We start from the raw sequence: 13623 nt of genomic DNA, 5'->3' as shown, positions 1-13623 counted from the left end.
CCGTCGATGAAATTCCAGATTCTCGACATCATCCCGTACCAGACGAACCCGATCACCGGCCGGATCGTCTCCCCGAGCGACCGCTTTGCGCAGACGATCCAGGTCGCCCACCGGGCCGAGGAATTCGGTTTCGACGCGTTCTCGGTCGGAGAACGGCACGCGGGGCACTTCCTCTCCTCGTCGCCCACCGTGCTCCTCGGTGCGATCGCGGCGGCGACCACCCGCATCCGCCTTCACAGTGGGGTGACTGTGTTGTCGCTGCTCGACCCGGTGCGGGTGGCCGAGGACTACGCCACCGTCGACCAGATCTCGAGGGGGCGGCTCGAACTCACCATCGGCAAGGGCAACGAGGCGAAACACTTCCCCCTGTTCGGTCTGAACATCGAGGACCAGTGGCGGCTGCTCGCCGAGAAATACGAACTCCTGCGCCGACTCTTCCGCGAGGAGGACGTCACCTGGTCCGGTGAGTTCCGTCCGGCCGTTGACCGGGTGACGACCCTGCCCCGTCCCTTTGCCGGGGCCCCGCGCATCTGGCACGGCTCGGCGACGACGCTCGCCTCCGCCGCGCTCGCCGCGAAATGGGGAGACCCGCTCTTCACGGCGAATGCCATCCAGCCGCGGGAGAACTACGCCGTGCTGATCGAGCACTACCGGGCCGAGTACGCCCGCCACGGCCACGACCTGCGCTTCGCCTATCTCGGCTCGGGTTCGGGGAGTCTCTTCATCGCGGACACCACGCAGCAGGCCAAGGAGCAGTACGGCCCCGTCTACGAGGCCATCGTCGCTGCGACGAACGTTCCGGGCAACAACACGCCCTTCCGCGACATCGACCACGCCGTCGCCGAGGGTCCCGCGCTCGTTGGGAGCCCGCAGCAGATTATCGACAAGATCCTGTCTTACCACTCCGTGTTCCGGCACGACATCCAGTCTGTGAGCCTCCCGACGACGATCCCGTTCGAACAGCAGCTCGACATCCTGGAACGGTTCGCGACCGAGGTCATCCCGGTCGTCCGCCGGGAAGCACCGACCACGCTGTGGAGCGCCGCCGACCCGTACGGCCGCCGGCCCGCTTTCACGGGCGCCCAGGTGGCGGATGCCGCGGCCGAGGTCTCGGCGTCGCGCGGGTCCGCGCCGGCAGATGCCGCCCTCGTCACCGCCTGACCATCCAGAACCCCGATGACCTCCCCGATCAAGGACACTCCATGACCCGACCACTCGCACTCGCCATCGAACTCGACGGCGACGGCGCCCATCCATCCGCCTGGCGTGCCGCCGGTCACGCTCCGCGCGCGCTCCTCACTGCCGCCCGCATCACCGAGGTCGTGACCGCCGCCGAACGGGCTGGCTTCACGTTCGCCACCTTCGACGATTCCGGGGCGGCCCCCGGCGCGTACCCGAATATCGTCGCGCGGATCGACGCCGTCCTCCGGGCGGCGTTCGCAGCACCGTTGACGTCCGGGATCGGCCTGGTCCCGGTGATCAGCGTGGCGTACCGGGAGCCCTTCCACGTCGCGACGCAGGCTCGCGAGCCTCGACTATGCGTCCCACGGCCGGGCGGGCTGGATCGTCTCCGTCTCCGGGGACCCGACGGAGGCCGAGGCCTTCGGCCGCGATGTCGTCACCGAACCGGCCGCGCTCGCCGGGGTCGCGTCCGACGTTGTCGAGGTCAACCGCCGGCTCTGGGACTCCTGGGAAGACGACGCCGTGATCCGCGACGAACCGACCGGCCGTTACCTCGACCGCGAGCGCGTGCACCGCATCGATTTCCACAGCGAGAACTTCGCGGTCGTCGGCCCGTCGATCACGCCCCGGCCCCCGCAGGGCCAGCTTCCCGTATTCGGCCGGGTGGGCGAGGTCGATTCCGGCCTCCTCGACGTCGCCCTGGTGAGCGGCCCGACCGTCACCGCCGTCGAGGCCGCCGTCCTGGCCGCACGTGTCTCGGGGGTGCCGCGGGTGATCGTCGAGGTCGAGGTCGTCCTCGACCACGCCGGAGAGCCCGCCGGAGACCGGCTGGGCCGCCTGGATGCCTCCGGATCCTGGCTCGACTCCGGACGATACCGCTTCGTCGGGGACGCGCCCGGGCTCGTCGCCCTCATCGCAGAGCCTGGCGGAGTTCACCGACGGCGTTCGCTTTCTGCCCGCCGTCCTCGACGTCGACCTCGAAGAACTCGGTCGCGCGGTTCTCCCCGCACTCCGGGCTGCCGGGCTGAGTGTCGCGCCGGCGGCCGGATCCACCCTGCGTGAAGCCCTGGGGCTTCCCGCGGCTCTCAACCGTTACGCGACCGGGACTCTCCCGGAACCGCTGTCTGTCTGAAAGGCGCATCATGACCAACGACATTCCCCGCTCCAGCGGCCAGATCCAGTTCGGCGTCTTCTTCCAGGGCGTCAATTTCGGCACCATCTGGTCGGACGAGACGAGCGGGTCTCAGACCGACTTCGAGTCGTTCCGGCGCATCGCCCAGACCGCGGAGCGTGGCCTGTTCGCCGGGTTCTTCCTCGGCGAAGGGCTGCGGCTCCGCGAACACCTCGGCGCGCTGCACCACCTCGACGTCGCGGGGCGACCGGATGCGCAGGTGCAGTTGGCCGCGCTCGCCGCGGTGACCCGGAACATCGGCCTCGTCGCCACCCAGAACACGACGTACAACGATCCGGCGGACCTCGCCCACCGTCTCGCGAGCCTCGACCTGCTGAGCGGCGGGCGGGCGGCCTGGAACATCGTCACCACGGACAACGCCTGGACCGGCGAGAACTTCCGCCGCGGGGGATACCTCGATCACGCGGACCGCTATACCCACGCCGCGTTCGTCGTCGAGACCGCGAAGCGCATCTGGGACTCGTTCCCCGATGACGCCATCGCAGCATCCGCGACGAGTGCCAGCTGGGCCGACCCGGGCATCGCCGCACCGGTCAGCGCCGAGGACGCCTACTTCAAGGTCTTTGCCAGGTCGCGGCTTCCCCGCAGCCCGCAGCAGCATCCCGTCTTGTTCCAGGCGGGGGACTCCGCCGACGGCAGGGATTTCGCCGCCCGCCACGCGGACGTGATCTTCTCCGCGCACAGCGAGTTCGAAGACGCCACGGAATTCGCCGCCGACGTGCGCACCCGGGTCGTTGCGGCCGGCCGCCCTGCCGACGACCTCAAGATCTTCCCCGGGGCGCAGATCATCCTCGGCGACACCACGGCCGAGGCCGAGGAGAAGGCCAGGTGGGTGCGGCGCAAGCAGGTGACCCCGCAGACCGCCCTCGCCTACCTCGAGCAGATCTGGGGCCGTGACCTGTCCGGGTTCGACGCCGAGGGCCCGCTGCCGGATGTCGAGCCCGCGCAGGAGGCGGCCGGTGCGACCCGCGGAACGCTCTTCCACGGCACCCGGCCCGCCCAGATCATCGCCCAGTGGCGGGCCCTGAGCGCGGAACGCGACTTCTCGATCCGCGAGCTGGTCATCCACCTGTCCGCCGAGCGCGGCTTCGTCGGCAGCGTGACGGATGTCGCCGACGAGCTGGCACGCTACGCGCGGCACGGCATCGTCGACGGTTTCAACATCACGCCGTACCTCGTGCCGACGGGCCTCGACGACATCGTCAACAAGCTCGTGCCAGCACTCCAGGAGCGTGGCGTCTACCCAACCGAATACGCGGGAACCACCCTAAGGGAGAATCTCGGCCTGCGCGACCCCCTCACCCGCCGCACCCGCGAGCTGAGCGAGGCTCGACTATAGCGCCTGAGAACGTGCCGCGCACCTATTCGGATCCACCTGACCTCCCGTGACTTTTCCTACGTCCCGTTACACACCACACTCGCCGGACTCAGGACCGCGACTCCACACTGAGAGCCGCCACCAACTACGCCAACAACGAAAGGAATCGCCATGACCGCTGTGGAGACGAGCACCGCAGTCCGCGCGCTCGACACGCTTGCCCGGGAGCTCGCGGAGCGGCACCCCGAGATCGAGGTGTGGCCGGCATCCACTGAGACGATCCGGTACGGCCACGACGCGGGGACCGCGCCACGCGCATCCGCCCTCGACCGGGATGCGACCCCCGACGGGGACACGAGTGGCCCGGCCGTCGCGTTCCCGACGAGCGTGGAGCAGGTGCAGGCGCTCGTCCGCGCTGCCGCCGACCTCGGCGTCACCGTCGTACCCCGCGGGGCCGGTTCCGGACTGTCGGGGGGTGCGACGGCGCACGGGCACCAGCTGGTCGTCTCCGTGGAACGGCTCGACTGCATCACGGAGGTCTCACCGCTCGACGAGGTCGCCGTCGTGGAGCCCGGGGTCATCAACGCGGCGCTCAACGAACACCTGGCTCCGTACGGCCTCTTCTACGCGCCGGACCCGGCCAGCTGGGAGATCTCGACCATCGGCGGCAACATCGCCACGAACGCGGGCGGGCTGCGCTGCGCGAAGTACGGCGTGACCCGCGAGTCCATCCTCGCGCTCGACGTCGTCCTCGCCGACGGCAGCCTGATCACCGTCGGCCACCGGTCGATCAAGGGCGTGACCGGCCTGGACCTCACGTCGCTGTTCGTCGGTTCGGAGGGCGTGCTGGGCATCGTGGTCGGTGCGACCGTGCGGCTTCGCCCGATCCCCGTCGCCCGGAAGACGCTCACCGCCTTCTTCGACAGCACCGAGGCCGGGACCAACGGCCTCGGCGCGATCACGCTCTCGTCCGTGCGGCCGTCGTCCATCGAATTTTTCGACACCACGACGTTGGCGGGCATCGACGAGCACTCCGGTTCCGACCTTCGCGAGCGCGGCGCTTCCCTCATCCTGATCGAGATCGACGGCTACGGCATCGACGAGCAGGCTGCGGACCTCGTCGCCGCGCTGACGCGGGCAGGGGGCCGCGCGCGTGTCGAGACCGACGCCGACGCCGTCCGGCTGTGGGAGCCTGCGGCGACACGGCCGGGGCTTCCCCGAGTCTCACTGGTTCATCGGTGAGGACATCGCCGTGCCGAAGTCGCAGCTCCCTGCCATCTATGCCTCGTTCCCGGCCCTGGAGGCGCGCTTCGGAGTGACGATCTCCGCTGTTTCCCACGCCGGAGACGGCAATCTCCACCCCCTCGTCGCAAAGCAGATCGGACCCGGCGGCGACCCGGCGCATCCGCCCGCCGAATTGCACGAGGCGGCCACCGAACTCGTCCGGATCGCCCTCTCCCTCGGTGGGACCGTGACCGGAGAGCACGGCATCGGCACGCTCAAGCATGACTGGGCAGCACTCGAACTGTCGGAGCGGGTTCGGGACGCCCAGCACGCGATCAAGCGGGCACTCGACCCCGGCCACCTGCTCAACCCCGGGAAGGCCATCTAGGAGCCACCGCCTCCCGGACCACGACCACTCACTTTTTCCACACGGCACAGCACGGCAGCACTGCACAGCACAGCAGCACGGCACGACACAGCAACACAGCCAGCACAACACAGCAGCGCATTCGCACCCATACCCCTGCACCACTCAGAAGGAGAAGCACCATGATTTCCCCCACCAGATTCAGACGATCGCTGCTCGCGATCACGACGGCAGCCGCGTCCCTCGCGCTGCTCGCCGCCTGCACGAGTCCGGCCTCGAGTGTCTCGTCCGCGACGGCATCCGCCACGCCCGTCGACGGCGGCAACCTGACCTTCCTGATCCAGGGCTACGACGTCGGCTGGGTGTCCAGCAAGACGGCGATCTCCAGCTACGAGGGCAACCTCTGGGGAGAGCTCACCGACAAGCTCGTCTACGTCGACTCGAAGGGCGCCCTCAGCCCCTGGATCGCGACCAGCTGGGAGGAGCTCAACGGCGCGAAGGACTTCGTCCTCCACCTCAAGGAGGGAGTGACCTTCTCCGACGGCACCCCGCTCGACGCGGCCGCGGTCGTCGCCAACATCAACCTCTGGGCCAAGGGCGACGCCACCCGCGGCATCACCAAGGTGGGACTGTTCCCGTCCGCGCACTTCGACCGTGCCGAGGTGACGGATGCGAGCACCGTGCACGTCTATTTCAACGCGCCGACCCTCGGGTTCATCCCGACTCTTGCCTATCACGGCACCATCCTGCTGTCGCCGAAGACCCTCGCTCTGCCGGCCGAGGAGCAGGCCGACCTCAGCAAGGAGATCGGCAGCGGGCCGTTCGTGGTCAAGTCCTGGAAGCAGGGTGACAGCTACGTGCTCGAAAAGCGCAAGGACTACAACTGGGGTCCCGCCGCCCTCGGCCACACCGGTCCGGCCTACCTCGACACGATCACGTACAAGGTGATCAAGGATGCCTCGGTGCGCACCTCGACGGTCGTCTCCGGCCAGGCCGACGTCGCGTACAACATCCAGCCTCAGGAGATCAGCTCACTCAAGGACCAGGGTTTCACGGTCGGCACTCCGCAGTACCTCGGGTTCACCGACGGCTTCCAGGTCAACACGACCGCGTTCCCGACGAACGAGCTCGCCGTTCGCCAGGCCATCCAGCACGGCATCGACCGCACCGAAATCGTGAACACCGTGTACACGGGCGACTGGAAGGCGGCGACCTCGTTCCTGCAGGGCAACGTTCCTGAGACGGGCGACTACTCGACCACGATCGCCTATGACCAGGGGAAGTCCACGAAACTGCTCGAGGACGCCGGCTGGACCCTCGGCGCTGACGGCTACCGAGTGAAGGACGGCAAGACGCTTGAGTTCACGCTGACGCCGAACCCCTACGTTCCGTCGACGCAGGCCGAGGACGAGCTCATCGCCCAGCAGCTGAAGCGTGTCGGCATCAAGGTCGACCTCAAGGTCGTCGACGTCTCCGGGTACACGGCCGTGATCGCCGCCAAGCCGCCGCTGTTCCAGCAGTCGCGCAGCTTCGTCGACGTGGGAACCGTTGCCGGCGTCCTGACCAGCCAGAACAAGGGCGAGGACTGGTACAGCCTGGGCACGAGCGACACGAAGCTCAACAAGCTGGCGGATGGCATCGCCACCTCCTCCGACCGGGATGCGCGCGCCAAGCTCGCCGGCGAGCTCCAGCAGTACGTGCTCGAACAGGGCTACGCGATCCCCACCGTGCAGCTCATCCAGCGGCTCTACCTGATCGCGCCGGGAGTGCAGGGCGTTTCCTACAACGGCCTGGCGTACGCGAACTTCTACACCGCGTGGATCGCCAAGTGACCTCGGTGACTCCCGCACCGACTCGAGAGGCCCGCTGACGACATGAGAAGCCACTACCTGCGGTACGCGCTCGCGCGGGCCGCGCAGGCGGTGATCGTCATCCTGCTGGCGTACGTGCTGACCTTCCTCGTTATCAGCGTGTTGCCAGGGGATCCGATCTCCAACTCCCTGCATGACCCGCAGAACGGACTCAGCGACGCGGAGATATCGCAGGTGGTGGCCTTCTACGGGCTCGACAAGCCCGTCATCGTGCAGCTGGGCCTGGCCCTCGGCCGGTTCGTCGTCGGAGACCTCGGGATCTCGCTGCAGTCGAGCCTGCCGGTCGCCCAGATGATCGGGGACGCCCTGCCGTCAACGCTCGCCCTGGCGGTATCCGCCCTGGCCCTGTCCCTGCTGCTCGCCGTGGGCATCGCTTATGGTGTGCAGAACCTTCCCGGAAAGTGGGCGCCGGGCCTGCTGCGGTCCATCCCGTCGTTCTTTCTGTCGGTACCGAACTTCGTGATCGGTCTCGTGCTGATCGAACTGTTCGCCTTCCGGTTGCACGTCTTCACGACGATCGACCCGAACAGTCCCGCCGCGACGTTCTTCGCGGCACTGACACTCGCCATCCCGGTGTCTGCGCCCCTGGCCGAGGTTCTCATCGCGAACCTCGACCAGGGGGCGCGGCAGGAATATGTGCTTGTCGCCCGTTCGCGCGGGCTCACCCAGGCGAAGCTCTTCGCGAAACACCTCGTCAAACCGTCGATGCTCCCGGCGGTCGCCATGATCGCCCTGATCGTCGGCGAGCTGCTCGGCGGCGCCGTCATCACCGAAACGATCTTCGGACGGGATGGCATCGGCACCGTCGTGCAGAAGGCGGTGACGAGTCAGGACCTGCCGTTGTTGCAGGCGGTCGTTTCGCTCGCCGCCGTGGTCTTCGTCGCGGTCAACCTGGCCGCAGACCTCGTGTCGCCGCTGCTGGACCCGCGCCTCGAACTCGGCACCATCCGCCGAGAGCCGGTGACCGCATGACGACCGATTTGTTCACCGGAAGGCTCCGCAGCATCCCGGCCGCCGGCCGCCGCGTCGCGATCGCCGTGCCGCCGACCGTACTCGCCGCCGTGTTCGTGGTCCTCGTCGTCCTGCTCTGGTCGGTCGTTCCGGGGATCTTCACCTCCCACGATCCGGTCACCGGGAACACCGGCGAGAAGCTGATCGCCCCGAGCCCTGCACACTGGTTCGGGACCGACTACCTCGGGCGCGACGTCTATGCCCGAATCGTCTACGGCACGGCCTCGTCCGTGACGAGCGCGCTCGTAGCGGTCCTGATCGGCCTGATCGTGGGGAGTGTCATCGGCCTGGCCAGCGGCTTCCTGGGCGGCGGAGTCGACACGATCCTCGGGCGGGTCGTCGACGTGCTGCTCGCGATCCCCGGCTTCCTGCTCGCTGTCGTCGTCGTGAGTTCGCTCGGCTTCACGACGCTCAACGCCGCGATCGCGACGGGCGTGTCCGCGGTGGCGGTCTTCGCCCGGCTCATGCGAGCCGAGGTGATCCGCACCCGGGGGTCCGTCTTCGTCGAGGCCTCTTACCTTCAGGGTGGCAATCGGCCGCAGGCCCTGCTGCGGCACATCCTGCCGAACGTGTACCCGTCCATCGTGGCGCTCGCCGTCCTCCAGTTCGGGATGTCGATCCTCGTCATCGCCGCGCTCGCCTTCCTCGGTTACGGCGACCCGCCTCCGGCCTCCGACTGGGGGCTCCTGGTGTCCTCGGGCAAGAACTACCCGACGGCCCCCTGGCTGGTGTACGCGCCAGCACTCGTCATCGTCGCAACCGTGCTCTCGGTGAACCGGATCAGCACGTGGCTGCGACAGGCCAGGTGACCGCCGTGGACGGCGCAAACGAAAGGACGAAGGACATGGCCCGACAGCCGCAGATAGCGGACGAACGGAACACGCCCCCACTGCTCAGCGTCGAGGGGTTGTCCGTCGCATACGGGGAGACCGCCGTCGTCCACGATGTGAGCTTCGCCCTGGCCAGGGGCGAGAGCCTTGCGCTCATCGGCGAGTCCGGCTCCGGCAAGTCCACGATCGCCAAGACGGTGCTCAGGCTGTTGCCGCGGTTCGAGACCACGGTGAGCGGGAGCATCCGCCTGGACGGCAGAGACCTGCTCGCGCTGCCGGAGAAGCAATTCCGGCCACTGCGCGGCCGGGCCCTGGGCTTCATCCCGCAGGATCCGTCCGCGGCGCTCAATCCGGTGCGCACGATCGGATCGCAGGCGCACGAGGCGGCCGTTCTGCTCGGCGAGACGGATGCCGACACCCGGCGCTCCCTCATCCTGGCCGTGTTCGAGCAGGTCGGCCTCCCAGACCCGAAGCGGGTCTACGACTCTTACCCGCATCAGTTGTCCGGCGGCATGCTCCAGCGCGTGCTGATCGGGCTGACTATCCTGCCGCGACCGGCGTTGATCGTGGCGGACGAACCCACGTCCGCTCTTGACGTGACCATCCAGAAGCTCATCCTCAACCTGCTCTCCGACCTGCGCGAAGAGCTCGGGATCAGCCTGCTCCTGATCACCCACGACCTCGCCATCGCTGCGGAACGCACGGATTCCCTCGTGGTCTTGAAAAACGGAGCCTGTGCAGGAGAGCGGAACGTCGCGCCAGGTCTTCTCGGCGCCGCGGTCCGAGTACTCCCGCAGCCTGCACGCCGACGTCCCGGCGCTCAATCCCGACCGCTATCGGAGCCAACGCTCGACCGGCGACCTGGGGGTATCCGCACGGGAACCGCGTACGCACATCGAGGTGCGGAACGTCTCGAAGCGATTCCGGGTGGGCAGCACGGATGTCGCGGCGCTCGACGGTGTGTCCTTCTCCGTCGAGCGCGGGAGCACCCACGCCCTCGTCGGAGAATCCGGATCCGGAAAGACAACCGCCGCACGCCTGCTTCTCGGACTGGAGCACCCGGATTCGGGAGAAATCCTGGTGTCGGGGGAGGCCGTCCACGGTCGCAGCCGCGCCGGGCTCCGTGATGTGCGGCGGCATCTCCAGCTGGTCTACCAGAACCCGTTCACCTCGCTCGACCCGACCTGGCGCGTGCACCGGATCGTGAGCGAACCGCTCGATCGGTTCCGGATCGGGGACCGGGCGGAACGGGCCCGGCTCGTGCGGGAGGCCGTCGACCTCGTCGGACTGCCGGACAACGTCCTGGCCCGCAGGCCGACCCACCTGTCGGGCGGTCAGCGGCAGCGCGTCGCGATCGCGCGCGCCCTCGTCATCCGCCCCGACGTCGTCGTCCTCGACGAGCCGACCTCGGCTCTCGATGTGAGTGTGCAGGCCGGCATTCTCGAGCTCCTCTCCCGGCTGCAGCGCGAGCTCGGCCTGACCTATCTGATCGTGTCGCACGACCTTGCGCTCGTCCGGCAGTTCGCCGACACAGTCACGGTCCTGCAACGGGGCCGGGTCGTCGAGGACGGCCGAGTCGAGCAGATCTTCACCCAGCCGAAGCACGCATATACCCTCGCCCTGCTCGACGCCATCCCGCGGGTCGACACCGGCCCCATTCGGCACATCCCCGTGCCCGCACTCGTAAGGACCTGACACCGTGACCGTGACCATCACCGATACCGGTTCGGCACCCAGCCGCCGGCCGACCCTGATCAAGGCTTTGACCGCCCCGAAAGGATTCGGCGACGCCACGCTCCGCGACCGGCGCGAGGACGCCATCGAACTCCTCGGCGGCATTCCAGACCCGGCAGTGCTCCCCGCGGCAGAGCTCGCCGAAGCAACCATTCGCGTTCTGGCCCGGCCCGGCGTTCCCGCCCTGCAGTATTCGCGCACAGAAGGCATCTCGCCCCTCCGGGAGTGGATCGCCGATCGCGAAGGGGTACCGGTGGAGCGGATCATCGTCACCAACGGCGGCTTCCACGGCCTCTCGCTGGCCATCCACACCGTGCTGGAACGCGGCGATCTCGTTGCCGTGGACAACCCGATCTTCCCCCTGTTCCTGCGCGGATTGGAACTCTCCGACGCGCGGATCCTGCCGGTGCGCGTCGGTCCGAACGGCCTGGACATCGACCAACTCGCGGACCTTCTCCGTGACGGGGCGCGGCCGAAGGCGCTCTACACGGTGCCGGACTTCCACAACCCCACCCAGGGTACGGTGCCCTCGAGCGTCCGCGCCGAGCTCGTGCGCCTGGCCGAACGCTATGGTTTCGTCATCTTCGCGGACAACCCCTATCGCGAGCTCTGGTACGAGGGTGGACCGGAAAGCACCGAGGCATTCAACAACTCCGAGCACGTCATCCACATCAACACCTTCACGAAAACCCTGGGCCCCGGCCTGCGCCTCGGCTGGATCGTCGTGCCCGAGTATCTCGCCGGGGACATCGTGGCGCTGCGGAGCCGCCAGGACTCGCACAGCTCGACCCTCGTGCAGGCGATCGTCGGGGAGTTGCTGACCGCAGATGCCGGCCTCTTCGACGCTACCCTCGATCGGGCGCGGCGCCTCTACAAGTCGCGTGCGGAGACTCTCGTGGCCGCGCTCGAGCGTGAGGCGCCCGGAGCATTCGAGGCCGTCGTCCCCGGGGGTGGACTCTTCCTGTGGCCGCGACTCCGGGATGACGCCGTCGACCCGGACCGGTTGGCGGTCGATGCCAGCGACGAAGGCGTCGAGTACCAGCGCGGATCCTTCTTCCCTTCCGGACCCGGCACGGACGCTGACCGGCACCTGCGCCTCGCCTACGGCCACGTCCCCGAAGCGCAACTCGACGACGCTGCCGTCCGGCTGGGTCGTGCCCTCCGCAGGCAGAGCATCCCGAAGGCGTCGTTGTGAGAGCAAACATTCGTGATCCGTCAGCGCTCGAACGGCGTTCCCCGGCCACGGTCGCGCTGTGACCGGGCCGTCAGTTCCGAACCGGCATTACCTCGAAACCGTCGCCGCGGGCACCGCTCTGAAGGCGGCCGAGGCGGCTCCGATCACGTCAAACCATGCCGGTGCGCCAGACGAGATATCCGACCGGATTCGTGCCGCACTGACCTCATTGCGCCCGGAGCCTGATCGCGCTATCTCATCGTATCTTCGACTACGCCGAGGAGGCGTTCGCGGAGATCGAGAGTGCCGCTGATATCGTCGCGGTGCTCCGCGCCAAGGGCATTAATGCCCGCACTGGCGTCTATGGGCTTCCGACCGCCTTCGAGGCCGAAACCGGCTCCGGGTCGGGGCCCACCCTCGTGATTCTCGCCGAGTACGATGCCCTGCCGGGCATCGGCCACGGATGCGGCCACAACATCATTGCCGCGGCGGCCGTCGGAGCATTCCTCGCGCTCGCAACAGTGGGCGAAGAACTGCCGGGTCGGATCCTGCTGCTGGGAACGCCAGCGGAGGAAGGCGGCAACGGCAAAGAGATCCTCGCGAGGGCAGGGGCTTTCGCTGACGTCGACGCAGCCATCATGGTGCATCCGTTCGGCTACGACGCTGCCGATCATCCATTTATCGGACGCAGAATTGTACGTGTGCGTTATACCGGGGTGGCATCGCACGCCTCTTCGAGTCCGTTCATGGGGCGGAATGCCCTCGACGCGGTTGCCCTCAATTATCAAGCTGTGGCGTTCCTGCGGCAACACATGCCGCCGGGCGACCGGATTCACGGAATCATCGTCGCCGGTGGCGATCGGCCGAACATCGTGCCCGCAGATGCCGAGCTTGAGTATTATCTGCGGTCTCCAGCAATTGAGACCCTCAAAGACCTGAGTCAACGTTTCGACGAGATCGCGGCTGGGTGCGCACTGGCCACTGGCACGGGCTTCGAGGTCATCTGGGACCCTTCGCCGTACTCGCTGCCGATCAGATTCAATGGTCCGCTGACGGCTCGCTGGGCTGTTCGCCAGGCCGAAATCGGTCGAACCGTACTCACACGGGCAGTAGTGCCCAGCGAACTCGCGGCGTCGACCGATTTTGGGAACGTGAGCGCCCGTATCCCGGGAATCCACCCGGTCATCCAGGTGAGCCCTCCCGGGGTCGCCCTGCACACTGCTGAATTCGCGGACTTCGCCTCCGGGGAGGGTGGCGATCGCGCGGTCAACGATGGCGCAGGTGGCCTCGCGCTCACCGCGGCAGACTTCCTCTTCGACTCCGATCTGCGGCAGGCCGTCGAGGACGACTTCCAAGCAGCAGGCGGCGTGTTGGATGTCGAAAACTACTTCGCCTGAAGACCAATGACACGTAGCACAGATTCAAAGTGCGGGGTGGCTCATAATCACTGCATTGATCGGACTAACCCCGCATTTACCCCGCACATTGATTGAAATCACCCCATCGCGCAGTGATCACCGGCGAGAAGAAATGCAGGTCAGAGTGACCACTGCGAATCCTCATGAACGGACAAAACTCTCTAATTCAGAATCGTGGTGTCGCGGGTTCAATTCCCGCTCCCGCTACACATAGCCCCGGACTTCTGCGAAGTCCGGGGCTTTTTTGTTGCCGTCCAGAGGGACAACCCCGCACAAGCCCCGCACTTGGATTCAGGGACAAT

General features: G+C 67.6%; 9 protein-coding genes and 2 pseudogenes. All 11 read left to right on the top strand.

All coding sequences use genetic code 11. The features are described 5' to 3' along the window. Positions 1 to 6 precede the first annotated feature (6 nt). The 11 genes and pseudogenes from KIV56_RS09770 to KIV56_RS09720 all read left to right on the top strand — a co-directional run bounded on the left by KIV56_RS09770 (position 7) and on the right by KIV56_RS09720 (position 13300). Complete coding sequence (locus tag KIV56_RS09770) at positions 7 to 1161, top strand: LLM class flavin-dependent oxidoreductase (RefSeq protein WP_281533295.1); 1155 nt, start codon at positions 7 to 9, stop codon at positions 1159 to 1161. A 399-nt stretch (positions 1162 to 1560) separates the two neighbouring features. Next, positions 1561 to 2244, top strand: a pseudogene (locus KIV56_RS09765) (hypothetical protein); the annotation flags it as partial. A gap of 80 nt (positions 2245 to 2324) precedes the next feature. After that, a complete protein-coding gene (locus KIV56_RS09760; RefSeq protein ID WP_281533294.1) occupies positions 2325 to 3713 on the top strand; it encodes an NtaA/DmoA family FMN-dependent monooxygenase in 1389 nt (462 codons plus the stop codon). A gap of 150 nt (positions 3714 to 3863) precedes the next feature. Further along, a complete protein-coding gene (locus tag KIV56_RS09755) occupies positions 3864 to 4934 on the top strand; it encodes an FAD-binding oxidoreductase (RefSeq protein WP_281533293.1) in 1071 nt (356 codons plus the stop codon). Between the two features lie 10 nt (positions 4935 to 4944). Next, a complete protein-coding gene (locus tag KIV56_RS09750) occupies positions 4945 to 5304 on the top strand; it encodes an FAD-binding oxidoreductase (protein WP_281533292.1) in 360 nt (119 codons plus the stop codon). Between the two features lie 161 nt (positions 5305 to 5465). After that, entirely contained in the window at positions 5466 to 7115 is a 1650-nt protein-coding gene (locus KIV56_RS09745; protein ID WP_281533291.1) for an ABC transporter substrate-binding protein, read from the top strand. Between the two features lie 42 nt (positions 7116 to 7157). After that, the gene (locus tag KIV56_RS09740) at positions 7158 to 8126 is read left to right on the top strand and encodes an ABC transporter permease (RefSeq protein ID WP_281533290.1); all 969 of its coding nucleotides are present in this window, start codon (positions 7158 to 7160) and stop codon (positions 8124 to 8126) included. Continuing rightward, entirely contained in the window at positions 8123 to 8974 is an 852-nt protein-coding gene (locus tag KIV56_RS09735) for an ABC transporter permease (protein WP_281533289.1), read from the top strand. The genes KIV56_RS09740 and KIV56_RS09735 overlap by 4 nt, the downstream gene beginning before the upstream one ends. A 35-nt stretch (positions 8975 to 9009) precedes the next feature. Beyond that, positions 9010 to 10690 (top strand): annotated as a pseudogene (locus KIV56_RS09730) (dipeptide ABC transporter ATP-binding protein). A 4-nt stretch (positions 10691 to 10694) separates the two neighbouring features. Continuing rightward, positions 10695 to 11924, top strand: coding sequence for a PLP-dependent aminotransferase family protein (locus KIV56_RS09725; RefSeq protein ID WP_281533288.1), 1230 nt, complete (start codon positions 10695 to 10697; stop codon positions 11922 to 11924). A 221-nt stretch (positions 11925 to 12145) separates the two neighbouring features. Continuing rightward, a complete protein-coding gene (locus tag KIV56_RS09720; RefSeq protein ID WP_348648557.1) occupies positions 12146 to 13300 on the top strand; it encodes an amidohydrolase in 1155 nt (384 codons plus the stop codon). Positions 13301 to 13623 lie beyond the last annotated feature (323 nt).

The organism is Cryobacterium breve (assembly GCF_027594785.1).
Lineage (GTDB): Bacteria > Actinomycetota > Actinomycetes > Actinomycetales > Microbacteriaceae > Cryobacterium > Cryobacterium breve_A.
This window is presented reverse-complemented; position numbering and strand designations above follow the sequence as displayed.

Bases quoted from the DNA above. Each gene is read 5' to 3' on its own strand.
- KIV56_RS09770 (WP_281533295.1), top strand. From the start codon at position 7: ATGAAATTCCAGATTCTCGACATCATCCCGTACCAGACGAACCCGATC.
- KIV56_RS09755 (WP_281533293.1), top strand. From the start codon at position 3,864: ATGACCGCTGTGGAGACGAGCACCGCAGTCCGCGCGCTCGACACGCTT.
- KIV56_RS09740 (WP_281533290.1), top strand. From the start codon at position 7,158: ATGAGAAGCCACTACCTGCGGTACGCGCTCGCGCGGGCCGCGCAGGCG.
- KIV56_RS09735 (WP_281533289.1), top strand. From the start codon at position 8,123: ATGACGACCGATTTGTTCACCGGAAGGCTCCGCAGCATCCCGGCCGCC.
- KIV56_RS09745 (WP_281533291.1), top strand. From the start codon at position 5,466: ATGATTTCCCCCACCAGATTCAGACGATCGCTGCTCGCGATCACGACG.
- KIV56_RS09760 (WP_281533294.1), top strand. From the start codon at position 2,325: ATGACCAACGACATTCCCCGCTCCAGCGGCCAGATCCAGTTCGGCGTC.